Raw genomic sequence first — 22,249 nt, 5'->3', positions numbered from 1 at the left:
GTGGTGTGCGCCGACGAGGGCCCGTTCCGGGTGCCGGACGACGGCCGGGCGCGGCGCTCGGCCCGTCCGTCCCGCCGGCGCCGGGCGCGGGGCGCCGCCGGTGCCGGCGGACCCGCCGGGGTGACGGACCCGGCGCGCGGCTCAGAGGGTCAGGCCCCACTGGGCGGCCTCGGAGGTGAAGTCCAGCGGGTCGACCTCGACGTCGAGGTTCTTCGCGCTCGCCGGGGCGTCGAAGGCGTACTCGGCGGTGGCCTTCTTGCCCGGCAGCAGGTTGCCGTCGAATCCCTCGCCGACCTTGTCGTCGAAGATCTGCTCGGCCTCCACGCCCTCCTCGCCGGCGCGGGCGGAGAGCGTGATCAGGGTGGTGTCCACCTTCTCGTCGCCGGAGTTCTCCAGGGTGACGGTGAGCTTGTAGGCCTTGTTGCCCTCGGTGTGGCCCATCGAGAACTCGCCGGGGGTGTAGGGGGTGGCCTCGGAGACGGTGATCCGCAGGCCGTTGCCGTAGTTCGCGGTGTCGCCGGCGGCGAGGGGGCCGTCCGTCCGCTCCGTCGTCTCCTTCTCCTGCCCGCCCTTGGCGTCCTCGCCGCTCTTCTCGGCGTCGGAGGCCGGGGCCTTGGTGACGGTGGGCTCCTCCAGGCCGCAGGCGGTGAGGCCGCCCAGGGCGAGGACGGCGGTGGCCGCGGCGGCGATCAGGCGCTTGCGGGCGGTGTGGGACTGCTGAGCGGGCATGTGCGGGCTCCTTCCGGGCTGAGTCGAACCTGTGAACCGGTGGGTCGACTACAGCAGACCTTGTGAACGAAGTCAACACGCATCTAGTTTGTTGTTCTGTTAACCTCCAGAACCGTTGAAAATCTTGACCACGGTTGCGTTCCAGGTCACAGTGCGGGGAAGGGAGGTGCGGAATGGGAGGCGGCCGGATGCCGGACGACACGACGGAGGTGACCGCGACCGGCATCGCCCGGCTCGCCGGGGTGGGCCGCGCGGCCGTCGGCAACTGGCGGCGGCGCCACCCGGACTTCCCCCGGCCCGTCGGCGGCACGGACACCGGCCCCACCTTCTCCCTCGCCGAGGTCGAGGACTGGCTGCGCTCCCAGGGCAAGCTCACCCGCGTACCGCCGCGTGAGAAGGCGTGGCAGCGGATCGAGAGCGGCCCCGACGGGGTGCGGGCCGCCCTCGTCCGCGCCGGCGAGGCGCTGCTGCGGCACGCGGAGGACCCCGTGCCGGGCCCCCTCGGCGAACTCGCGGGCGAGGTGGGCCCGTTCGGGGCGTACTCCTTCCTCCTCGGCCGCCACCTCGCCGCCCGCCCCCGACGGTTCCGCACCGTCCCGCCCGAGACCGCCGCGCTGATGGCCGCCGTCGCCGGACCCGCCGCCCGGGTGCTCGACCCCGCCTGCGGACCCGGCGGGCTGCTCACCGCGGCCGAGGGCCCCGACGGCAGACCCTGGCCACGGGAGATCCACGGGTGGGAGACCGACCCGACCCTCGCCCGGCTCGCCGCCCTCGGTCTCGCCCTCCGCGGGAACGCCGCCGTCCACGTGCGCGCCGGAAACGCCCTGCGCGACGTCGACACCGCGCGGGACGTCCTCGACGTCGACGTCGTGCTGTGCCACCCGCCGTTCAACGAACGCGACTGGGGCCGCGACGAGTTGGCGTACGACCCCCGATGGGAGTACGGGCTGCCCGCGCGCACCGAGTCCGAACTGGCCTGGGTGCAGCACGCCCTGTCCCGACTGCGGCCCGGCGGCACCGCCGTCCTGCTGATGCCGCCCGCCGCCGCCTCCCGACGCACCGGCCGCCGCATCCGTGCCGCCCTGCTGCGTCGGGGCGCGCTGCGGGCCGTCATCGCGCTGCCCGCGGGCGCCGCGCCCCCGCACCACCTGCCGCTGCACCTGTGGGTGCTGCGCAAGCCGGACGGCGGACCGGCACCCGAGCCCCGCCTCCTGGTCGTCGACGCGAGCACCCGGCACCGGGCCGCGGACGGTCGACGGCGACCGCTCTGGGACGAGTTGCGGCGGACCGTGCTGGACGCCTGGCGGACCTTCGACCGCGACGGCACGGTCCCCGGGGAGCCCGGCGTCAGCGCCGCCCTCGCCGTGATCGACCTGCTCGACGAGGACGTGGACCTCGCCCCCGCCCGGTGCCTGCCGCCCGCCGACCGGGTCGGCGCCGAAGCCCTCACCCGGGTGCGCGCCGACCTCGACCGCACCTTGCGCCACACCCTTCACCTCGTCCCGACCTCCGTCACGTCCGCACCGTCCGGGGAGCCCCCCGCCGACGGAACCGGTCGGGGCGGGACGCGCCGGGCCGGCACCACCGTCGGCGAACTCGCCCGCGACGGCGCCCTGCGCCTGCGTCCCGGCGGCAACGGCACCGAACCGGCCGTGACCCGCCCCGGCGACGTGGTGATCCCCGTCCTCGGTCCCGGCGGCGCCCGCGTGGTGGGACCCGACGACGCGGGGGAGACGCTCGACCACCGGCACTGGCTGCTGCGCCCCGACCCGCAGGTGCTCGACCCGTGGTTCGTGGCCGGTTTCCTGCGTGGCACCGCCAACACCCGCCGGGCCGCCGGCCACGCCTCCACCGCGGCCCGTCCGGACGTGCGGCGGCTGCGGCTGCCCCGGTTGCCCCTGGACGAACAGCGGCGCTACGGACGGCGGTTCAGGGAGCTGGCCGCCTTCGAGACCGCCCTGCGGCGGGCGGCGGAACTGGGCGAGGAATGGGTGCGGGGCACCCGCGACGCGATCGTCGACGGCACCGTGGGCCCGGACTGAGCCCGGCCCGGAACCGGGCCGGCCCCGACGCGGTGGGCACGGGCGGGCATCGGATCGGTATCGGCACACCACGGAGGGGCCCGCGCCGTCGGTGGCGATGTATACCCTCACATCGAACGATGTCGGAAAGGGAGTCCGAGCGCTGATGTACGGTCCGGCCGCCACCCCGCCCCCCGCCCCGTCCCGTCCCGGACCGGGGGTCGGGGGCATGGTGATGCGGCTGTTCTTCGCCTCGTTCCCGGTGTGGTCGCTCGGGCTGCTGGCCTGGGTGCCGTCCCTGCGCTTCGCGATCCTCCGCAGGCGCCCGGTGGACTGGCTCGTCTTCGGCGTCGCCGTCGCCCTGACCGCGGTCTACGTGGTGCTGCTGGCCACCGTCCCCACGAGCGACGACGCCCCGGAGAGCATGGGCCCGTTCTGGGCGGGCCTGTACATCCTCCTGCTGATCGCCGGCTCCGTGGTGCACGCCGTCCTCGGCGACCGCTTCCTCCGCGATCCCGCGGCGTACCGGGCCGCCCGCCCCGCGCCGTACCCCACGCCCCACCCCACGGCCCACCCCGCCCCTCCCGTCGCCCCCCACGCGGCCGACATCGCGAACGCGCCCACGGCGTACGGCTATCCGCGACCCGCCGCGCCCGTGCCGCCCGCGCCCGTGCCGCCCGCCGCGCCCGTGCCGCCTCCGCCGGGTCCGCGGACCCCGCCGCCCGCCGGACCGCAGTCGCCGCGCATGCGCCAGGTCGCCTCGGAACTGGACGAGCTGGACGCGCTGCTGCGCGGGCGGGACGGGCGGGAGAACCGGTGAACGGACGGCTGATCGCGGGCCGGTACCAACTCGTCGAGCCCCTGGGCAGGGGCGCCATGGGCCAGGTGTGGGGCGGTCACGACCTCGGGCTCGGCGGACGCCGGATCGCCGTGAAACTGATGCACTCCGGCCAGGTCGCCTCGCTGTCGGGCAGCGCCGACCCCGAGGAGCTGCGGGAGCGGTTCGAGCGCGAGTGCCGCGTCACCGCGCAGCTCGACCACCCCGGCCTGGTCGCCGTCCACGACGCCGGCCGGGACGGCGACGAGCTGTACCTGGTGATGCAGCGCATCGAGGGCAGCGACCTGCGCGACCACCTCGCCGAGCAGGAGCCCTACCCCTGGCGGTGGGCCGTGGCCGTCGCCGCCCAGATGTGCTCGGCGCTGGTGGCCGTGCACGCCGTCGGCATCGTCCACCGCGACCTCAAGCCGGGCAACGTCATCGTGCGGCCCGACGGGCGCGTGGTCATCCTCGACCTGGGCATCGCGGCCGTGAAGTCCACCGGCGACACCACCCGGCTGACCCGCACCGGCGCCCTCGTCGGCACCCCCGTCTACATGGCCCCCGAGCAGGCCGTGGGCGGCACCCCCGTCGGGGCCCGCGCCGACCTGTACGCGCTGGGCGTGGTGCTGTACGAACTCCTCACCGGCAGGGTCCCCTTCGAGGCGCCGGAGGCGGCCGGGCTGCTGTACAAGAAGCTCCACCACAAACCCGTTCCCGTGCGGGAGGTGCGCCCGGAGGTGCCCGAGTCGCTGGACGCCCTGGTGTGGCGGCTGTTGGACAAGGAGCCGGAGGCCCGTCCCGCCGACGCCCACGAGGTCCACGCGGCCCTCGCCCCGCTGCTGCCCCGGCCCGGGGAGGGCGGCCCGGTCCTGCCGCTGGACCCGACGCGCCCGTTCCGCGAGCCCATGGCCCCCTGGCCGCCGCGCCGACCCGCCGCTCCCGTGCCCACGGTGGTGGTGCCGCCGTCCGCCGCGCCCCCGCCCGCGTACGGCACCCCCCTGCCGCCGTCCGTCCCGGCGTTCCCGGCCTCCGCGGCGTCCTCCGGTTTCCCCGCCCCCGCCGGCTCCCTCCCCGGCTTCGGGCCGCCGCCGCGGACCACCGATCTGACGGCCGTGCTGGAGGAGGTCCGGTCCCTGCTGGCCGCCGGCCACTACACGCGCGTCGCCGAACTGCTCGGCGAGGCCCTCCCGACCGCCGTCGCCGAGCACGGCGCGGACTCCGCCGTCGTCCGCTCCCTGCGCAAGCAGTACGCGGCGGTGCTGCTGGACACCGGCCAGTACGCCCGCGCGCTGCCCGAGATCACCCGGCTCGCCCAGGAGTACACCGCCGAACGCGGCCCGCACGACCCGGTGGTGGTCCAGCTCCGCCAGGACGAGGCGCTGTGCCTGTCCCGGCTCGGCCGCTGACGGCACCCGCCGCCCCGCGCCGGAGTCCGCCGGGCTCCACCGACCGTACGTCCAGAGTTCACCCGGCCGTCTCCTGACGGGCATCCGACGCGCACGACGCGTGACTACCCTCCACCTGCGGGCCGGGAGTGTGGCCAGTCGGCGCCCGGCCCCGCCGTCCTGCCCGCAGCGTCTGGAAACCACGTGCCGAAGCTCTCAGTCATCGTTCCCTTCCACAACGTTCAGGAGTACGCGCAGGACACCCTGCGCAGCCTCGCGAACAACGCACGGCCGGGAACGGAGTTCATCCTGGTCGACGACTGCTCGACGGACGCCACCGCGGAGATCCTCGATCGGGCGGTGCGCGAACTGCCGCGCGCCAGACTGCTGCGGCACGAGGAGAACCAGGGCATCGCCCAGGCCCGCAACACCGGCATCGAGGCCGCCGAGGGCGACTACCTCACCTTCCTCGACGGCGACGACTGGTACGCGCCCGGCCACCTGGACCGACTGGTGCGCTCCATCGAGGAGTTGGGCTGCGACTTCGTCCGCACCGACCACGTGCGGTCCACGGGCCGCGAACGCGTCGTCAAACGGGCCCCCGCCCGCAAGCGGGACGCGGTGCTCGACCCCCGGGACGCCATCGCGCCGCCCGACATGGAGACGATGGTCGACTACCCCTTCGTCTGGGCCGGCATCTACCGGCGCGGCCTGTTCGACCCCGACGGCGCCGGCCTGCGGTTCGCCACGCACCTGCGCACCGCCGAGGACCGCGTGTTCACCTGGCAGCTCCACCTGCGGGCGAAGAGCTTCGCCACCGTCGGCCTGCTGGGCGTCTTCTACCGGCGCGGGATCACCACCTCCCTGACCCAGATCCGCGACGCCCGGCAGCTGGACTTCATCCCGGCCCACGACCTGATCCTGGCCGAGGTCGGCGCCGACCGCGAGGCCGAGCGCTTCCTGCCCAAGATCGTGCGGACCTACTGCGCCATGATCGCCTTCCACGCGGCCGGGGCACAGCGCTACGAGCCCTCCGCCGCGCGGCGGCTCAAGCACGAGTCGGCCGCGGCGCTGCGGCGGATGCCGCGCGAGGTGCTGGAGCGGACCCTGAAGTCCATGGACCACGAGCGCGCCAGGACGCTGCGGCGACTGCTGGGCGGCACGGCACGGAAGGCGGCCTGACATGACGGAGACGACGCCCCCCTTCGGCCTCGACGCCTTCGACACGGCGACCGACGCGCCCGGCGCCGGCGGGCGCACCCGCGTCCAGCTCTTCGAGGTCTCCACCCTCTACGGCGCCGCCACCCTGGCCGCCGCCCTGGACGCGGGCCTGTTCGGGCCGCGGCACCGGGTCCTGCGCGTCCTGCTGGTCTCCAACAACGCCGAGGTCCCCGAGACCGCCTCCCGACTGGACGGGATGCAGGGCTGGCACCGGCTCGCCGCCCGCTTCGACCGGGTGGTGGACTGGAACGACACCATCCGCCCGCACCACCCCAGCACCTGGACGCCGGCGGCCAACGACGCCCCGCTGTGGGAGCGGATGTTCCGCGCGAGCTGGGACCTGGGCGACGGGCCGATCGACCTCGTCGTGGAGTCCGTCCACGTCAGCCCGGCCAAGGCGCTGGCCACGATCTTCGCGGACGCCTCCGTGCACGTGTACGCCGACGGCCTGATGAGCTACGGCCCCACCCGCGAGAAGCTGCCGCAGGCCACCGCCTGCCGCATCCAGCGCCTGCTCCACCTCGACCTCGTGCCCGGGCTGACGCCGCTGCTGCTCACCGAGTACGGGGTGCCGTCCGAGCTGGTGCCGAGCGACACCTTCCGGGCGGTCCTGGACGAGCTCGACGACGCGGACGCCGACGGTGCGGCCGACGCGGACGGCGGGGTCGATCCGGACGCCGCCGGCGCCCCCACCGCCGTCCTGCTGGGCCAGTACCTGGCGGCGCTGGGCATCCTCACCGTCGACGAGGAGGAGGCCCTCCACGAGCGGATGCTGCGCGGCGCCGCCGCGGCCGGGCACCGCTCGGTCCTCTTCAAGCCCCACCCCACCGCGCCCGCCCGCTACTCCAAGGTGCTGGACAAGGCCGCCGCGGACACGGGCATACGGCTGGAGGTCCTCGACCGTCCGATGCTGGCCGAGACGGTGTTCCGACGCTACCGCCCCCGCCTGGTGGTGGGCTGCTTCTCCACGGCGATGCTCACCGCCTCCGCCCTGTACGGGGTGCCCATCGCCCGGGTGGGCACCGGGCCGCTGCTGGACCGGCTGACCCCGTACCAGAACAGCAACCGGATACCGCTGACCATCGTCGACGCCCTCGTGCCCGACCTGGAGGCTCCGGAGGCGGCCGAGCGCGGGGGCGGCGAGGTCGTCACCGAGGCCGAGGACGCGGGGCGGCGGATCGAGCCGCTGGTGCGGGCGGTCGGGTACTGCATGCAGGCCGACCGGTACCCCGACCTGCGCGCCGAGGCCGAGGCGTGGCTGTCCGCGCGCCTCGCCGAGGGCGGCGACACCGTGCCCCGCTACTTCAAGCGGCGCCGGCTGACCGCCCTCGGCCTGCCCGGCGGGCTCGCGCCCAAGCTGGTGCGCCGCCTGCCCGGCGGCGACACCGCGCTGCGCGCCGCCCGCCGCGTGAAGCGGGCCGCCGCCCGCGGTCGCTGACGGCCCCGCACCCGCACGCGCGCCGCGCGCGCCGGCACCGGACGACACGGGGGCCGGGACCTTTCCGGTCCCGGCCCCCGCGCGGCGTCCGGGCGTCAGCCCAGGTACGTGCGGAGCCCCAACCGACCCCACAGCAGGCTGGCGCCGAACGACACCACGACCGTCGCGGCGAGGAGGACGACGAACAGCGGGCCCGCCACCGCCCCGGACAGGTCGGGGGAGACCATCGGCTCCACGATCGCCGAGATCACCATGACGTGCACCATGTAGGCGCCCAGCGACGCCCCCGCCAGCCTCGACAGCAGCGGACGCCACCGCTCCGGGACCCGCACCCGGGTGACCATGACCAGCAGGCAGCCGGTCATCACGGCGACGAGGACGTGCGCGTTGGGGATCACGTAGTGGACCTGGGTGTGGTACCAGAGCACCCCGGCCATCGTCAGCGCCATCGGCACCGCCCACGGCCACCGCCGTCGGCCCAGCGCGCCGGCCGGGAGGGCGAACAGGAACGCGCCGGCCACCGCGTACATCACCTGGTAGACGCCGAAGCCCCAGCCGAAGCGCGGCAGGTCCCAGCCGGTCCACCGCTCCAGGTCGCCCATCAGGCTCGGCGCGGCGGCCAGCACCAGCAGCACGGCCCCCAGCCCCCACGGCCGCTTCCCGGCCCGCACGAGCACCACGAAGGCCAGCGCGACGACCAGGGGTATGTAGGCGTACATGAACCACAGGTGGTACGCGGGCCGGACCGAGCCGAAGACGGCGTCCAGCGCCAGCCGCGAGACGGGCCCGTCGTTGGTGCCCCAGAGCCGTCCCCAGGCCAGGTAGAGCGCGGACCAGACGAACAGCGGCACGGTGTTCCGCACGATCCGCCGCCACATCCGGCGGCTGTCGCTCGGCGGCGCGCCCACCAGCACGGCCCAGCCGGCGATGGCGAAGTACATCGGCACCGCGAAGGGGTTGAGCGCCTCCACGATGTGCCCGGTCCAGTAGACGCCGGGGCCGTTGGCCTCCTCGCGCTCGACCGCGGCGATGAACACGCCGCCGATGTGCCCGAGCATCACCGAGACCGAGCAGATCAGCCGCATCAGGTCGATGTCGTGCCGGTGCTCGCGCGGCGGGGGACCGGAGGCGGAGCCGGCCGCCCGGGGGGCCGGGACGGACGGGGCGGCCCCGGCCGTCGGGGGAGGGGACGCCGTCGGCGCGTCGACGGGGGACTGCGGGGGAACGCTGCTCCCGGAGCCCGGAGCGGGGCCGCGCTCCGGGAGTTGCACGGCTGTTTCGTTGGACACGGGCCAACTCTTGGGCATCCGGGTGTACGGAACGGGAACGACGGGCGAACACTGCGCCGGGCGGGGCGCATCCCCACCGCCGCCCGCTCGTTGGCCGAGACGTCGGCCGAGACGTCGGTGGAAACGTTGGCCGGAACGGTGTCGAAACAGTGGTGGGAGTCACGCGGACTGCCTAGCATCGATCATCGCCGGGACGGCATTGCACACAGGTGTTTCCCCGCACCGTCCGTACCATCCGTTCCACAGCCGCTACAGGAGGCTCAATGTTCCGCCGCAGGACCTCGCTCTCCCTCTCCGCCGCGGCAGCGGTGCTCGTCGCGGCCCCGCTGCTGACCGCTTGCGGCAGTGCGGCCCACCCCGGCGCGGCGGCCGTCGTCGACGGCGAGCGGATCACCGTGTCGCAGGTCCAGGCGAAGGTGCGGGCCGTGCGGGAGGCCCAGCGGGAGACGGGGCAGGGCGCCCAGCTCATCAGGAACACCGAGCAGCTCACCCGCGGCACCCTCCACGGCATGGTCTTCGGGCGGGTGCTGGAGCGGGCCGCCGAGGACGCCGGGGTGAGCGTGACCCGCCGGGAGATCCAGCAGGCCCGCGAGACCGCCGAGCGCCAGATGGGCGGCCCCGAACAGCTGGAGGCGATGATGCTCCAGCAGCGGGCCGCCGCCCCGCGGGAGATCGACGAGATGGTCCGCGTCCAGCTCCTGCTCCAGAAGCTGGGCGAGCGGCTGGGCGCCGACCAGCGGACCCCCCAGGGCCAGGAGAAGCTGAGGGGGGCGCTGGAGAAGGCGTCCAAGGACATGGACGTGTCCGTCAACCCGCGCTACGGCACCTGGGACGACGAGCAGATCACCCTGGCCGACCTCAGGCAGCCGTGGATCAAGGAGGTCGGCAACCCCGAGCCGAGGCAGCCCGCCTGACGGACGGCGGGAGGCTCCGGGTCCCTGCCCGCCCCTGCCCGTGGGGGCCCGGGCCCCCACGGGCAGGGGCGGGCATCGGTTACGTTCGGAGGGTGAACGCTTCCCCCGCCGCTCCGACCCCCGCCACCGGCCGCGCCGTCCTGCTCACCACCAGCCACCGCGTCGCCCCCGGACTGCTGTCCTGGCCCGCCTGGCAGGCCCTGCGCGCCGCCGACCGCGTCCTGTGCGCGGACCCCGACCACCCGCAGCTCCCGTACGTCCGCGAGGCGGGCGTCACGGTGGAGATCGCCCGCCCCACGGCCCGCGAGCTGGTGGACGCCTGCGCGGGCGGGGACGGCGACACGGGCCGCACCGTCGTCGTCATCGCCGGCGCCGAGGGCGAACCGGAGCTGACCGACGGGCTCGCCCGGCTGGCCGGCACGGGCCGCGAGCCGATGCCGGAGCTGGAGCTGCTCCCCGGCTCCTACGACCTGCCCGGCGCCCGCCTGCTCGATCTGGTGCAGGTCATGGACCGCATCCGCCGCGAGTGCCCGTGGAGCGAGGCGCGCACCCACGAGGAGCTGGCCAAGTACGGCCTGGAGGAGGCGTACGAGCTGGTCGAGGCCATCGAGGAGGGCGACCGCGAGGCCCTGCGCGAGGAACTGGGCGACGTGCTGCTCCAGGTGGTCTTCCACGCCCGCATCGCCCAGGACGACCCGGACGAGCCGTTCTCGATCGACGACGTGGCCGGCACGATCGTCGAGAAGCTGATCCACCGCCACCCCCACGTCTTCGGCGAGGAGATCGCGGAGACCCCGGAGGACGTCAAGGCCCACTGGCTGCGCACCAAGGCGATCGAGAAGCGGCGCACGTCCGTCACCGAGGGCATCCCGATGGGCCAGCCCGCCCTGGCCCTGGCCGCGAAGCTGGCGGGCCGGGCCCGCACGGCGGGCATCGACGCCCTCCCCGCGGGCGAGGGCGTCGGCTACGCGCTGCTGGCCCTGGCCGCCCGCGCCGAGGCCGAGGGCACCGACCCGGAGACGGCCCTGCGGGCGGCGGCCCGCACCTACCGGGACGCCATCCTGGCGGCGGAGGCCCGCAGGGCGGGGTGACGGGCGGGATGGCGGGCGGGGCGGCCGGGAAGGAGAACGGCGGACCGGGCCCCGCTGGGCCGGGCGAGTGACTCGACCGGCAGGGGGTACTCGCTGGGTATGAACGGCACATACGCATACGTAGCGGACCACACACCCCTGGCGGCCTCCGACCTGGTGATCGGCATCGGCCCGTTCCTGGCCGGAATCGTGGTCGCGACCGTGCTCATCCTGGCCGTGCTGTTCGGGCTGCGCCTGCTCAACCGGGAGGACGAACACATCTCCAAGCCCAACCCCCGCCCCGAACATCCACGCGGCTACGAGGAGGGCATCCGCGACGACGACCCGATCCCCGTCGACGGCAGGCGTCGGTACCCGCACGAACTCCAGGAACACGAGGACACCCATCCCGTCGGCCCCAACGACCGGCGCAAGTGGAGCCCGGGCAGCAGCGGCGGCTTCGGCTCCGGCGGCCCCGGCCACACCTGACCGGCACCTCCCGGAGTCCGTCCGCGCCGTCGAAGCCCGGTGAGGGGACCTTCGGACCGCCCGAGGCCCGCGCCGCCGCGAGCAGGACGACGCCCCCGCCCCCGCGGGCCAGGCCACGGACCTGGCCCGCGCCGGTGTCGGGGACGCCGTCCTGCTCGCGGACGAGCACGAGTCCGCCTTCGCGCCGGACACGGCCGCCTTCCCGGGCGCCGGGCGAGCCGCCCGGCCACGGACCGGCCCTGACGGCCGTGCCGCCCCGAGCGTCCACGTCCGGTACGACTATTACGGTGCGTGCCCTTCCCGTCACTCTCCGCCCCTAGTGTGGTCGTCGCACCAGACGCACCGGCCGCACCGGCCACACCGGGAAGGGGAGGGTGTCCGTGGGCAAGGAGAACGGCACCGGGGGCATGAACCAGCCGAAGCTGGGCTGGGAGTTCTTCGGCGCGGAGCTGAGGCGCCACCGCGAGGCGGCGGGCCTCACCCAGCAGGAACTGGGGGAGCGGGTCTTCGTCTCGGGCACGTACATCGGCCAGTTCGAGACGGCCGTCCGCAAGCCGCAACTCGACGTGGCCCAGCGGATCGACGTGGAGCTGCGGACGGACGGGTTCTTCGAGCGCGTCTGCCGGGAGCTGGTCAACAGGTCGCCGTACGCGCGGTACTTCGCCGCCGTCGCCGAGCTGGAGACGTCGGCGACGAGCGTCTACGAGTACGACCCGCTGTTCGTCCCCGGTCTGCTCCAGACGGAGGCGTACGCGCGGGCGGTCTTCCTGGCCAACCAGCCGCTGGCGCCCGAGGGGGAGATCGCCGAGAACGTCCGGATGCGCCTGGAGCGGGCGAGGATCCTCCACGGGGCGAAGAAGCCCTTCGTCTGGGCGGTGCTGGACGAGGCCGCGATCCGGCGGCGCGTCGGCGGCGCGGAGACCATGGCCGAACAGCTCCGCCACATCCTGGAGTTGGCGACCGACCGCCATGTCGTGGCCCAGGTCCTCCCGTTCTCGGCGGGCGCCCCCGCGCTCCAGGGCATGACCAAGTTCATGGCCTTCACGGACGCCCCGCCCGTGGCGTACGTCGAGGGCCCCGGCACGGGCAACCTGTTGGACGATCCGGCCACGGTCGCCCAGTGCGAACTGGCCTACGATCTGGTGAGGGCTGCCGCGCTGTCCCCCGAGGCGTCCCTGGCCCTGATCGAGTCGGTGGCGGAGGAGCACGCGAATGAGCAGACGGCTTGAACCGGACGTCGCGACATGGCGGAAGTCCTCGTACAGCGGCGGCGAGGGCGGCAACTGCGTGGAGGTGGCCGACGGGGTGCCCGGCGTCGTCCCCGTCCGCGACGGCAAGGTGGCGGACGGCCCGGTGCTGGTCTTCGGGGCGTCCGCCTGGTCCTCGTTCGTCGCGGCCGTCCGGGGCGGGACGTCCGAGGCCGCCTGACGCCTCGGCCGCGCGTCGGCCGCGCGTCCGACGCGGGGTCAGGAGGGCTCGGGCGACAGGGCCCGTTCCCGTTCGGTGCGGAACGCGCGGGCCCGCCGCACGAACAGCCGGTGCAGGTCGCGGGCGGCCCGGGGAAAGCCGGTCCGCTCCCCGACGGCGGTCCGTGCGCCGGTCCGTGCGCCGTCCCGCGCGCCGGGGCCGAGGGGCGGAGGGACGCCCCCGCGCGGTGGGTGAAAGGGGAGCCCTGTCACGGCCTCAGAAATGCCGACTCACCTCTCCTCGTCCATTCCGGCTATTCCGGGAAACGGCCGAGCGGCTATGCGGCGATCGGCGCTCAGGTCCGGGATGTGAGATCGCGTCCCGGCCTTCTTGACCGACTGGGCCTTCTCCTGGTTGGATCGGTGACATGAAGCGACAGGACCTCACGCGGCGGCGCCACGTCGACTTCGCGCGTGTCTCCAGCGCCTTCTGTCGCCAGTGCGCCTGAGCGGACTCCGAGGAAGTCTCCTCCGTCTTCTCCGCTCCCTTCTCCCCCTTGTTTCCACGGCTCTGCCGCGGTGTCGACCGTGCGGGGAACCCCTGTCGCGTCCGTCCCCGAATATCGGACGCACGTGTTCCGCGTCGTGATTCCCCGACCCCCGGCGGCTCCGTCCTTTTCCCCGCCTGACATTCCCTGACCGAATTCCGGTCGATCGGCCGCCCGGCCGTCGCGCGATCGTTTCCGATCGTGCGCGAACGCCGGGTGCCGAATTTCCCGTGCCTTTTTCCCTTCCTTCCCCCCGCCCTTTCCCGCCGTTCTTTCCGCACTCCGTTCCCTGCTCTCCCCTGCCCTCTCCGCAGTCCCCCAGTCGAATTCGTTCCGTCCTCACGCCGGGAGTCTCCGTGTCCGTGCCCGCCGAACCCGTCCGCTTCGCCTCCCGGGTGCCGAACGTCAGCGGTGGCCTGGTCACCGGCACCATCGAGCAGCGCACCGACTGGGGCTACGACTACAACCGCGACCCGGCCGTGCTCGCCGAGAACAACGGCTTCGAGTACGCGCTCGGCCAGGTGCGCTACATGGCCGGCTACGGTGCCGAGTACCAGCACGAGTCGACGAGCTTCAGCCTCGCCCTGCTGCTGGCCACCCGACGCCTGAAGGTCATCGCGGCCGTCCACCCCGGACTGTGGCACCCGGGGGTGCTCGCCAAGCTGGGGGCCACCGCCGACCACCTGTCCGGGGGGAGGTTCGCGGTCAACGTGGTCAGCGGCTGGTTCAAGGGCGAGTTCACCGCGCTCGGCGAGCCCTGGCTGGAGCACGACGAACGCTACCGCCGCGCCGAGGAGTTCATCCGGGCCCTGCGCGTGATCTGGACCGAGGACCACGCGGAGCTGGCCGGGGACTTCTACCGGGTCCGCGACTTCACCCTCAAGCCCAAGCCCGTGGACGTCCCCGGACGCCCGCACCCGGAGATCTTCCAGGGCGGCAACTCCACCGCCGCCCGCGCCAAGGCCGGCGCCACCCCGTACACCGAGGTCGACCTGTTGAAGGACGCCGGGCCGGTCACCCTGCTCGGCCCCGTCGAGCACGGCGGCGGCGGACAGAACCGGATCACCGCCTACCGCGTCGTCCGCGAGGTGTCCAAGGCCGACGGTTCCATCGGCCGGCTGCTCGGCCACCACCACCTGTGGAACTGGGCCGCCCGCCTGGTCGGCACCCGCGAGCAGTGGGAGCACGTGGAGGCCGAGGCCGCCCGGAACCGCTGGTTCTTCGGCGGCGCCGTCAACCCCCGCGACAACGACGTGGTGGTGCGCGACGAGGGCGGCACCCTCGTCCTCACCGGCCGCAAGACCTTCTCCACCGGCTCGAAGGTCTCCGACGTCACCGTCCTCGAAGGCGTCCTGGAGGGCACCATCCAGCTCGTCTTCGTCGACTTCCACCTGGGCATCGCCGCGAGTGCCCTGGAGACCGCCGCCGCCTACACCCGCACCAGGACCCGCCCCTGGCTGCACGGCGGCCACGAGAAGGCCGTGGACGAGCCCTACGTCGTCGACGTCTACGGCGACCTCACCGCCAGGCTGTGGGCCGTCGAGGCGCTGGCCGACGCGGTGGCCGCCGAGGGCCTGGACCGCTTCTGGCGCAACGTGCGCACCCACATCCTCCACGTCCCGGTCGCCTACGAGCGCCGCGAGGTCGGCCGCCACGTCCTCATCGGCGAACTGCCCCGGCCCACCTGGTACTCCTGACCGCCCTCCGCCCCCGCGCGTCTCCTCCCCTCCGGAAGGCCGGAAGCCTCCGGAACGTCAGAAAGGTCCTCCCCGCCATGGCCACCGTGCTGTCCGTCTCCGGAAGCCCGTCCGCCACCTCCCGCACCGCCCGGCTGCTGCGCCGGCTGGACGCCCGGCTCACCGCCCAGGGCCACGACGTGATCCCGCTGGACGTCCGCACCGTCCCCGCCGCGGCGCTGCTCGGCGCCGACGTCGAGCACCCGGCGATCGTCGAGGTCGGGGAGCTGTTCGCGCGCGCCGAGGGCGTCGTCGTCGGCACCCCCGTCTACAAGGCCGCCTACTCCGGGCTGTTGAAGTCCCTGCTGGACCTGCTCCCGCAGTACGCCCTGGCCGGCAAGACCGTGCTGCCGTTGGCCACCGGCGGCACCACCGCCCACGTCCTGGCCATCGACTACGCCCTGCGCCCGGTGCTCACCTCCATGGGCGCCGCGCACGTCGTCCAGGGCTGGTTCACCCTCGACAAGGACATCACGGTCGGCGAGGACGGCGCCCTGACCGTCGCCCTCCACGCCGCGGAGGCCCTGGAGCAGGTCGTCGACCGGTTCTCCGCCACCCTGGACCGCACCGCCCTGTTGGCGGCCGCCGGATGAGCGCCGCGCACGTGATCGCCGACGACGTCGAGGCCCTCGCCGTCGCCGCCGACCCGGCCGCCGAGGCGTCGATCGCCGTGGCGGCGGCGACGGTGACGGCGGCGCAGGCGGCGGTCGAGCCGGGCGGCGCCCTCTTCGGGGTGTCGGGCACCCGCTCGGCACTGGCCGCCCTCGACCTCGACCGCCACTGGCGGGACGCCCGCACCCACACCCTCCACGACCCGGTCCGCTGGAAGGTCCAGCACACCGGCCGCCACGTCCTCAACGGCACCAGGCCGCCCCGTCACGGCCTGCTCTGACCCCGCCGCGGCCCCGCCCGGAGCCGACCGCACGCCACCAGATACGGAGTCCACACCGTGAGCCTCACCTTCCACTGGTTCCTGCCCACCAACGGCGACAGCCGCCACGTCGTCGGCGGCGGCCACGGCACCCCGGTCACCGCCGCCGGCGGCGACCGTCCGCCGACCGTCGGCTACCTCGCCCAGATCGCCCGCGCCGCCGAGGACCTGGGCTTCGTCGGGGCCCTGACGCCGACCGGGGCGTGGTGCGAGGACGCCTGGCTCACCACGGCCATGCTCAGCCGGCACACCGAGCGGCTGAAGTTCCTGGTCGCCTTCCGCCCCGGCTCCGTCTCGCCCACCCTCGCCGCGCAGATGGCCTCCACCTACCAGAGGCTCACCGGCGGACGGCTGCTGCTCAACATCGTCACCGGCGGCGAGAGCCACGAGCAGCGCGCCTACGGCGACTTCCTCGACAAGGACGCCCGCTACGTCCGCACCGGCGAGTTCCTGCGGATCGTCAGGGAGCTGTGGGACGGCGGGACCGTGGACCTGGAGGGCGAGCACCTGAGGGTCGAGGGCGCGCGGCTGGCCCGGTTGCCGGAGCGGGCGCCGGAGATCTACTTCGGCGGTTCCTCGCCGATCGCCGGGGAGATCGCCGCCCGCCACACGGACGTCTACCTCACCTGGGGCGAGCCGCCCGCCCAGGTCGCCGAGAAGATCGAGTGGGTCCGCGCCCTCGCGGAGAAGGAGGGCCGCACCGTCCGCTTCGGCATCCGTCTGCACGTCATCACCCGCGACACCTCCGAACAGGCGTGGGCCGAGGCCCGACGGCTGCTGGACGGCTTCGACCCCGAGACCGTGCGCGCCGTGCAGAACGGCCTGGCCCGCAGCGAGTCCGAGGGGCAGCGGCGGATGCTCGCCCTGCACGGCGGCGACCGCGACGGCCTGGAGGTCTCCCCCAACCTGTGGGCCGGCATCGGTCTGGTCCGCGGCGGCGCCGGGACGGCCCTGGTGGGCAGTCACGCCGAGGTGGCCGAGCGGATCGTGGAGTACCACCGGCTCGGCATCGACGAGTTCGTCCTGTCCGGATATCCGCACCTGGAGGAGGCGTACTGGTTCGGGGAGGGGGTGCTGCCGCTGCTCCGCCGGCGGGGCCTGTGGAGCCACCCCGTCCGGACCGCCGACCCGGAGCCCGTCGCCCGGGTGCCCTTCGCGTCCGCCGGGAGGCCGTGACGGCCCGCCCCGGCCGGCTCCGGAGCGCCGGCCGGTAGAGTCACCGGCCGTCACCGACGCGTCGCCGCCTCACGGAACACCGGGTGCCCCATGGGAGAACTGCTCGTCCGGCCCGTCACGGCCGCCGACCGCGCCACGGTCGCCGGCCTCCTCGCCGCCTCCTGGGGCGGCACGACGGTGGTGGGCCACGGCACGGTCCACGACGCCTCCGCCCTCCCGGCCCTCCTGGCCGAGCGGGACGGCGAGCCGGCGGGCCTGCTCACCTACACCGTCACGGGCGAGGGCGCGGATCGTGCCCTGGAGATCGTCACGTTGGACGCGGTGGTGCGGCACACCGGCGTGGGCAGCGCCCTGCTCGCCGCCGCCGTCGACGTCGCGCGTAAGGCCGGCGCGCGGCGGGTGTGGCTGATCACGACCAACGACAACCTCGACGCGCTCCGCTTCTACCAGCGTCGGGGCATGCGGATCGTCGGCGTCTCGCCCGGCGCGGTGGACGAGGCCCGGGCCCTCAAGCCGTCCATCCCCCTGATCGGCGACCACGGCATCGAGCTGCACGACGAACTCGTCCTGGAACTGCGCCCGTGACGCGGTCGGGCCCGGTCGCACCGCGCGGTGCGACCGGGCCCGGACGTGTGCGCCGGAGTCGGGGAGCCGGCTCAGCCCCGCTCGACGTCGTTGCGGAAGTCCTGCTCGCACTGCCGCTCCTCGGCGGCGCTGTCCGCGTTCCGCAGGCAGTCCTCCAGGTTTCCGAACTCCTCGGAGTTGAGGAAGGACACGCCCGCGGCGATGACGGCGACCGAGGCGGCCAGGGCGAGACCGCCCGCGATCGCCCCGATGAGCGCCATCGCGCCGTTGGTCGCCTCGCCCCGCTTCACGCGGCGGTGGCCGACGATGCCGAGCACGAGCGCCACCAGGCCCAGCACCACGCCGCCGAACACGGTCCAGAACGACACCAGGGCGATCAGTCCGAGGACGAGGGCGGCGATCCCCAGGCCGTTGCGGGGCGGCCGTGCGGCGGTGGCGGTGGTCCCCTGGGTGCCGGGGTCCCATCCCTGTCGGGGCGAGGAGTGCGACGACACTGCGGTGTCCTTTCGGTCTGGGGTGGAGGGGAGGGAAGCGGACGTGCCGTTCCCGCCCTACGGTCTGCTGTCTCCGTCCGGACGGGGCATCGGTGCGGAACCAGCTCTCTTCCGGATCGTTCGGGTCTTTCGGATGTTCCGACTCCCTTGTGGTGAAAGGGAGTTGTCGGATGGAACGGCTTCCCGGCCCCGGGCGTCCGAAACGGGTCCGCGAGCGGTCCCGGAGTCGGCGTCCGAATCCGGTGACGGCCCGTCAGGTTCCCTCGGTGCCGGCCGTCGCGGCGCGGTCCCGTCCGGCCCGCCGGCGGCGCTGCCACCAGCGGCGGCGGGGCGGGTGGACGGCCCGGCCCAGACGGCGGCCGAGCAGCAGGTAGCCCAGGAGCGCGCCGGAGGTGTTGAGGATGACGTCGTCGATGTCGAACGCCCGGCCCGGGACGAGGAAGCCCTGCACCAGCTCCACCATGGCCATCACCAGCGCGGTCAGCGCGACCACCCGCAGCAGTCCGCGGGCGCGGGGCCAGGCGACCGGCAGCAGCACCCCGAAGGGGACGCCCAACAGGATGTTCCCGCCGAGCTGTTTGACGGTGTCGCGGAACGCGGGCTGGTCCAGGTAGGCGCGGATGGAGTCCCCGGGGCGCAGGTTGCTGTGGGTCAGGGCCTCCGAGGCGTACGAGGGGGTCAGGGTCAACCTGGCGAGGACCACGGCGAACAGGACCGTCGCGGCCAGGGCCACCACCATCGCCAGCGCCCGCACCAGGGGAGAGCGGGGCGGCGGCTCGGGCTCCCCGCGCGCCGGCGTTCCCGTGCCGGTGTCCGTGCTCCTCGGCGGGAGAGTGCGCTTCATGGGTCCACCCCCGGGTCGTGGTCGTCGACGGTGTGGCGTGGGTCCGGGACGTGATGCCGGGTACCCCCGGTAAGGGCCCGTATGCGGTGCGGCACGTCGGATGTCGGTCTCCGCCCGGCACCCCGCCCGGACCACCGGCGCCGCCGCGGCACCTTCCGCGGCGGTAAACACCCGGCGCCTCCCGCGCTGTTACCGGTGACGACGACAGTGGAGCGGAGGGTCGGACGATGGTGGAGCAGATCGTGGTGGCGGTCGGGGTCGGGGGCATCGCGGCGGGGGTAAGGGTCCTGTTGCACTGGCTCTCCCTCCGGGAGCGGGAGCGCGTCTTCTCGCGCGCGCTGCGCTCCCGCGACGACGTGGTCGTGGAGTACCGGGGGGCGGACCGGGCCAGGGTGACGGTGCGGCCGTACCGGAAGGGGGAGCGGGGATGAGCGACACCGTGGGGGCCGTGGCGACCGAGGAGTTCGAGGTGTTCTTCGCCCGGTCGTTCCCCGGGATGCTGGCGCGCGCCCTGCTGCTGTGCGGCCACCGGCAGGACGCCGAGGACGCGGTGCAGGAGGCGTACGCGGAGGCGTTCCGGCGCTGGGACCGGATCGCGGGCTACGAGGCGCCGGACGCGTGGGTGTACCGGGTGGTGCGGCAGCGCCTGTGGGCGGCCGGCCGGCGCGGCGCGCGGACCCGCACCGGAGCGCTGGACGACCTGCCGCACCCGGTGGTGGCCGGGGTGGAGCAGACCGCCCACGCACGGGCCGTCCTGGACGCGCTGGCGCTGCTGCCCCGCAGACAGCGCACGGTCCTGGTGCTGCACTGCCTCCACGGCATGTCGCAGGACGCCGTGGCCCAGGAACTCGGACTCAGCCGGGGAGGCGTGGCGGCCAGTCTCTTCAAGGCCCGACGGACGCTGGAGAAGGTGCTGGACATGCGGGGACGGGAGGCGGACCGGCCGTCCGGGAGGGCGGAGGAGCTGGTGTCCCCCGGCGCGGCGCGGAGCCGCGGGCTCGGCGCCCCGCTGCCGCCGGAGCGGCAGGACGGGGACCGGACCGCCCGGGCGCTGCGGGCGGCGGAGGCGTGGCTGCGGGGCGCGGTGGCGGCGGACGCGGAGACCATGGCCCGCGTCCGGGCCGCCGTCACCGCCGTCACCGCCGCGGCGCCCGAGGACGTGCCGGACGGCGGGGACGCGCGGAGATGAGGGCGGCGACGGGAGCGGCCCTGCGGACCGTGCTCGCCTTCGTGCTGGTGGCGGGCTTCCACGTGCTGTCGTCGGCGCTCGTCCTGCTCTACTGCGCCTACACGGCCCTGGTGGGGTGGGTGGTGCTGGTCGACGGCACGCGACTGACCTCGCCGACGCCGCTGTACCCCGTCGCCTTCGGCGCCCCGGCCGTCGCGGCGGTGCTGCGCGGCATGTTCGCGGGCGTGCGGACGCCCGCCCCCGGCCGGGACACGGTGGCGGTCGACCGGAAGCGGGCGCCGGAGCTGTGGCGGACGGTCGCCGAGCTGGCCCGTGCGGTCGGCGCGCCCGAACCCACCGAGATCCGGCTGACCCTGGAGGCCAACGCGTCCGTCAGCGAGGAACGCCGCCGCGGCCTCCCGGGCCGCACGCGCCGGTTGGAGATCGGCGTCCCGCTGCTGGCGGGGCTGCGCGCGGACGAACTGCGGGCCGTGCTCTGTCACGAACTGGGCCACTACGCGCGGCGGCACACCCGGTTCGCGGCGACCGCCCACCGGGGCTCGTACGCCCTGCGCCGGGCGCGGGCGGACATCGCCGAGGCGGCGGTGGGCAACCCGATGGTGGCCGCGTACACCAGACTGCAGTTCCGGCTGCTGGGGGCGTACGCGTGGCTCTACGACGCCGTCACGTTCGGCGTGCGGCGCCGCCAGGAGTTCCAGGCGGACGCCGCCGCGGCGGCCGTCGCGGGACGCGAGGCGACGGCGTCCGCCCTCACCGCCGTCCACGCCGTCGGCGCGGCCTGGGAGGACTTCCGCGCCCGCTTCCTGGACCCCATGGCCGAACACGGCCGGACGCCCGACGACCCCCTGCGGCCCTTCGCGCTCATGCTGACCGACCCCGACTACGCCGAGGCGCTGGAGGAGTGGCGGCGCCGGCCGGAGCCGCCCCGCTCGCGCCTGGACTCCCACCCGCCGCTCGGCCGCCGCCTCGCCGCCCTCGACCGCTGTCCGCGGGCCGCGACGGTCCCGGACCCGCGCCCGGGATGGACCCTGCTGGGCGAGGACGCCTCGCTCCCGGCACAGGTGTGGCACTCCCTGCTGCGCGGGCTCGTCCCCCTCGCCGTCGCCGACCGCAGGGCCGGGCAGCCGTGGGAGGAGTGGCTGGACGACGCCGCCGAGGCGCAGGTCGTCCGGGCCGTCGAGGACCTGCGCGGCCCGCTCGCCCTCCTCGGCGGCCCGCCGGACCCCACGCTGGACGCCCTGCTGGACCTGCTCGCCGCGGAGCGCGGCGCGGAGCTGGCCGGGGCGCTGTACGGCACGGAGTGGGGCGCGGACCGGTGGGGCGACGGCCCCGGGACGCCGGTGCAGGCGCTCGTCACCCTGGTCGGCCAGGGGCTGGTCGTCGCGGGCCGGGCGGGGTGGACCGTGCGCTGGACGGGGCCCGCCGCGCTGATCGTGTACGACGCGGAGGCCCGGGAGGCGATGGAGCTGGCGCGGGCGGCGGTGACCGACCCCGACGTCGCCTCCCGGCTCCGCGCCCAGCTCGTCCTGTGCGGCGTCAACACCGCGATCCCGCTGGACCGCACGGGCCCGCTGTCCCGGTCGGGCGGGCCCCGCCCGACCCGCCCGCCGGGGCCCGCCCGGCGGCGCGCCGGCTGGCCGCTGGTCGCCATGGGGGTGATCGTGGTGGTGTTCGGATGGAGCGTGCTCGGCGGCGGCGACGAACCGGAGCGGTTCCGTCCGGGCATCCCCGTCACCGGGTACACCACCGCCCCACCGGGCCCGACGGGGTTCCCGGACCTCCGGCTCCCCACCGCCGTCCCGTCCGCCCCGCCCGTCCCGGTCCTGCCGAGCGCGACGTGCGGGCCGGGGGAGTCGGCCGTCGGGAACGTGTGCGTGCCCCTCGACGACCTCTTCGCCCCGCCCGACGTCGAACCTCCCCCGCAAAGGTGAGGCGGGCCGGGAGGGGGCTCCCTAGCATGGCGG

General features: G+C 74.9%; 23 protein-coding genes. 19 read left to right on the top strand and 4 right to left on the bottom strand.

All coding sequences use genetic code 11. The features are described from left to right. Positions 1–141: 141 nt before the first annotated feature. Positions 142–729 carry a DUF4352 domain-containing protein gene (locus ABD335_RS22435; protein ID WP_344326442.1) on the bottom strand — a complete coding sequence of 196 codons (588 nt, stop codon included), beginning with the start codon at positions 727–729 and terminating at the stop codon, positions 142–144. 188 nt (positions 730–917) lie between these two features. Here ABD335_RS22435 and ABD335_RS22430 point away from each other — a divergent pair, with 188 nt between their 5' ends. The 5 genes from ABD335_RS22430 (at position 918) to ABD335_RS22410 (ending at position 7,614) form a co-directional block, all read left to right on the top strand. Further along, positions 918–2,771 carry an N-6 DNA methylase gene (locus ABD335_RS22430; protein WP_344326440.1) on the top strand — a complete coding sequence of 618 codons (1,854 nt, stop codon included), beginning with the start codon at positions 918–920 and terminating at the stop codon, positions 2,769–2,771. Positions 2,772–2,916: 145 nt separating this feature from the next. Further along, positions 2,917–3,570, top strand: coding sequence for a hypothetical protein (locus ABD335_RS22425; protein ID WP_344326438.1), 654 nt, complete (start codon positions 2,917–2,919; stop codon positions 3,568–3,570). Next, positions 3,567–4,976 (top strand): serine/threonine-protein kinase, encoded by a 1,410-nt coding sequence (locus ABD335_RS22420; protein WP_344326436.1) that lies wholly within the window; start codon positions 3,567–3,569, stop codon positions 4,974–4,976. Before ABD335_RS22425 ends, ABD335_RS22420 begins: the two co-directional genes overlap by 4 nt. A gap of 183 nt (positions 4,977–5,159) precedes the next feature. Continuing rightward, the gene (locus ABD335_RS22415; RefSeq protein ID WP_344326434.1) at positions 5,160–6,137 is read left to right on the top strand and encodes a glycosyltransferase family 2 protein; all 978 of its coding nucleotides are present in this window, start codon (positions 5,160–5,162) and stop codon (positions 6,135–6,137) included. A gap of 1 nt (position 6,138) precedes the next feature. Continuing rightward, positions 6,139–7,614, top strand: a complete 1,476-nt coding sequence (locus tag ABD335_RS22410; protein WP_344326431.1) for a polysialyltransferase family glycosyltransferase — start codon at positions 6,139–6,141, stop codon at positions 7,612–7,614. 95 nt (positions 7,615–7,709) lie between these two features. Here the strand turns inward: ABD335_RS22410 and ABD335_RS22405 are convergent, their stop codons facing one another. Continuing rightward, positions 7,710–8,903 (bottom strand): acyltransferase, encoded by a 1,194-nt coding sequence (locus tag ABD335_RS22405; RefSeq protein WP_344326429.1) that lies wholly within the window; start codon positions 8,901–8,903, stop codon positions 7,710–7,712. 263 nt (positions 8,904–9,166) lie between these two features. On the opposite strand from ABD335_RS22405, the gene ABD335_RS22400 reads away from it, so the two are divergent. The 11 genes from ABD335_RS22400 (at position 9,167) to ABD335_RS22355 (ending at position 17,758) form a co-directional block, all read left to right on the top strand. After that, a complete protein-coding gene (locus tag ABD335_RS22400; protein ID WP_344326427.1) occupies positions 9,167–9,817 on the top strand; it encodes a SurA N-terminal domain-containing protein in 651 nt (216 codons plus the stop codon). A 92-nt stretch (positions 9,818–9,909) separates the two neighbouring features. After that, positions 9,910–10,908, top strand: coding sequence for a nucleoside triphosphate pyrophosphohydrolase (locus ABD335_RS22395; RefSeq protein WP_344326425.1), 999 nt, complete (start codon positions 9,910–9,912; stop codon positions 10,906–10,908). A gap of 99 nt (positions 10,909–11,007) precedes the next feature. Further along, positions 11,008–11,376 carry a DUF6479 family protein gene (locus ABD335_RS22390; protein WP_344326423.1) on the top strand — a complete coding sequence of 123 codons (369 nt, stop codon included), beginning with the start codon at positions 11,008–11,010 and terminating at the stop codon, positions 11,374–11,376. Positions 11,377–11,756: 380 nt separating this feature from the next. After that, on the top strand, positions 11,757–12,605 hold the full coding sequence (locus tag ABD335_RS22385; RefSeq protein ID WP_344326421.1) for a helix-turn-helix domain-containing protein: 849 nt from the start codon (positions 11,757–11,759) through the stop codon (positions 12,603–12,605). Then, the gene (locus ABD335_RS22380) at positions 12,589–12,804 is read left to right on the top strand and encodes a DUF397 domain-containing protein (protein WP_344326419.1); all 216 of its coding nucleotides are present in this window, start codon (positions 12,589–12,591) and stop codon (positions 12,802–12,804) included. Before ABD335_RS22385 ends, ABD335_RS22380 begins: the two co-directional genes overlap by 17 nt. 406 nt (positions 12,805–13,210) lie before the next feature. After that, on the top strand, positions 13,211–13,291 hold the full coding sequence (locus ABD335_RS30895) for a putative leader peptide (protein WP_425583717.1): 81 nt from the start codon (positions 13,211–13,213) through the stop codon (positions 13,289–13,291). A gap of 401 nt (positions 13,292–13,692) precedes the next feature. Then, positions 13,693–15,027, top strand: a complete 1,335-nt coding sequence (locus ABD335_RS22375) for an LLM class flavin-dependent oxidoreductase (RefSeq protein WP_344326417.1) — start codon at positions 13,693–13,695, stop codon at positions 15,025–15,027. 77 nt (positions 15,028–15,104) lie between these two features. Continuing rightward, complete coding sequence (ssuE, locus tag ABD335_RS22370; protein ID WP_344326415.1) at positions 15,105–15,659, top strand: NADPH-dependent FMN reductase; 555 nt, start codon at positions 15,105–15,107, stop codon at positions 15,657–15,659. Positions 15,660–15,670: 11 nt separating this feature from the next. Next, positions 15,671–15,958 carry a hypothetical protein gene (locus ABD335_RS22365; protein ID WP_425583716.1) on the top strand — a complete coding sequence of 96 codons (288 nt, stop codon included), beginning with the start codon at positions 15,671–15,673 and terminating at the stop codon, positions 15,956–15,958. Between the two features lie 57 nt (positions 15,959–16,015). Beyond that, positions 16,016–17,173 (top strand): LLM class flavin-dependent oxidoreductase, encoded by a 1,158-nt coding sequence (locus tag ABD335_RS22360; RefSeq protein WP_344326413.1) that lies wholly within the window; start codon positions 16,016–16,018, stop codon positions 17,171–17,173. Positions 17,174–17,263: 90 nt separating this feature from the next. Continuing rightward, entirely contained in the window at positions 17,264–17,758 is a 495-nt protein-coding gene (locus ABD335_RS22355; protein WP_344326411.1) for a GNAT family N-acetyltransferase, read from the top strand. A gap of 71 nt (positions 17,759–17,829) precedes the next feature. Here the strand turns inward: ABD335_RS22355 and ABD335_RS22350 are convergent, their stop codons facing one another. Beyond that, the gene (locus ABD335_RS22350) at positions 17,830–18,252 is read right to left on the bottom strand and encodes a DUF4190 domain-containing protein (protein ID WP_344326409.1); all 423 of its coding nucleotides are present in this window, start codon (positions 18,250–18,252) and stop codon (positions 17,830–17,832) included. Between the two features lie 253 nt (positions 18,253–18,505). Continuing rightward, positions 18,506–19,096, bottom strand: coding sequence for a VanZ family protein (locus ABD335_RS22345; protein WP_344326407.1), 591 nt, complete (start codon positions 19,094–19,096; stop codon positions 18,506–18,508). Between the two features lie 227 nt (positions 19,097–19,323). Between ABD335_RS22345 and ABD335_RS22340 the strand changes: the two genes are divergently transcribed. From ABD335_RS22340 to ABD335_RS22330, 3 genes are read left to right on the top strand one after another with little or no spacing between them, the layout of a single operon-like run. Then, positions 19,324–19,527, top strand: coding sequence for a hypothetical protein (locus ABD335_RS22340; protein ID WP_344326405.1), 204 nt, complete (start codon positions 19,324–19,326; stop codon positions 19,525–19,527). Next, entirely contained in the window at positions 19,524–20,285 is a 762-nt protein-coding gene (locus ABD335_RS22335; protein ID WP_344326403.1) for an RNA polymerase sigma factor, read from the top strand. The genes ABD335_RS22340 and ABD335_RS22335 overlap by 4 nt, the downstream gene beginning before the upstream one ends. After that, positions 20,282–22,216 (top strand): M48 family metallopeptidase, encoded by a 1,935-nt coding sequence (locus tag ABD335_RS22330; RefSeq protein WP_344326401.1) that lies wholly within the window; start codon positions 20,282–20,284, stop codon positions 22,214–22,216. The genes ABD335_RS22335 and ABD335_RS22330 overlap by 4 nt, the downstream gene beginning before the upstream one ends. Positions 22,217–22,249 lie beyond the last annotated feature (33 nt).

The organism is Streptomyces macrosporus (genome assembly GCF_039533145.1).
Lineage (GTDB): Bacteria > Actinomycetota > Actinomycetes > Streptomycetales > Streptomycetaceae > Streptomyces > Streptomyces macrosporus.
The sequence above is the reverse complement of the archived record's forward strand: the minus strand, read 5'-3'. Positions and strand labels throughout refer to the sequence as shown.

Coding starts and splice junctions, on each gene's coding strand:
- ABD335_RS22435 (WP_344326442.1), bottom strand. CDS start 729: ATGCCCGCTCAGCAGTCCCACACCGCCCGCAAGCGCCTGATCGCCGCC.
- ABD335_RS22430 (WP_344326440.1), top strand. CDS start 918: ATGCCGGACGACACGACGGAGGTGACCGCGACCGGCATCGCCCGGCTC.
- ABD335_RS22425 (WP_344326438.1), top strand. CDS start 2,917: ATGTACGGTCCGGCCGCCACCCCGCCCCCCGCCCCGTCCCGTCCCGGA.
- ABD335_RS22410 (WP_344326431.1), top strand. CDS start 6,139: ATGACGGAGACGACGCCCCCCTTCGGCCTCGACGCCTTCGACACGGCG.
- ABD335_RS22400 (WP_344326427.1), top strand. CDS start 9,167: ATGTTCCGCCGCAGGACCTCGCTCTCCCTCTCCGCCGCGGCAGCGGTG.
- ABD335_RS22390 (WP_344326423.1), top strand. CDS start 11,008: ATGAACGGCACATACGCATACGTAGCGGACCACACACCCCTGGCGGCC.
- ABD335_RS22380 (WP_344326419.1), top strand. CDS start 12,589: ATGAGCAGACGGCTTGAACCGGACGTCGCGACATGGCGGAAGTCCTCG.
- ABD335_RS30895 (WP_425583717.1), top strand. CDS start 13,211: ATGAAGCGACAGGACCTCACGCGGCGGCGCCACGTCGACTTCGCGCGT.
- ssuE (WP_344326415.1), top strand. CDS start 15,105: ATGGCCACCGTGCTGTCCGTCTCCGGAAGCCCGTCCGCCACCTCCCGC.
- ABD335_RS22355 (WP_344326411.1), top strand. CDS start 17,264: ATGGGAGAACTGCTCGTCCGGCCCGTCACGGCCGCCGACCGCGCCACG.
- ABD335_RS22345 (WP_344326407.1), bottom strand. CDS start 19,096: ATGAAGCGCACTCTCCCGCCGAGGAGCACGGACACCGGCACGGGAACG.
- ABD335_RS22340 (WP_344326405.1), top strand. CDS start 19,324: ATGGTGGAGCAGATCGTGGTGGCGGTCGGGGTCGGGGGCATCGCGGCG.
- ABD335_RS22335 (WP_344326403.1), top strand. CDS start 19,524: ATGAGCGACACCGTGGGGGCCGTGGCGACCGAGGAGTTCGAGGTGTTC.
- ABD335_RS22330 (WP_344326401.1), top strand. CDS start 20,282: ATGAGGGCGGCGACGGGAGCGGCCCTGCGGACCGTGCTCGCCTTCGTG.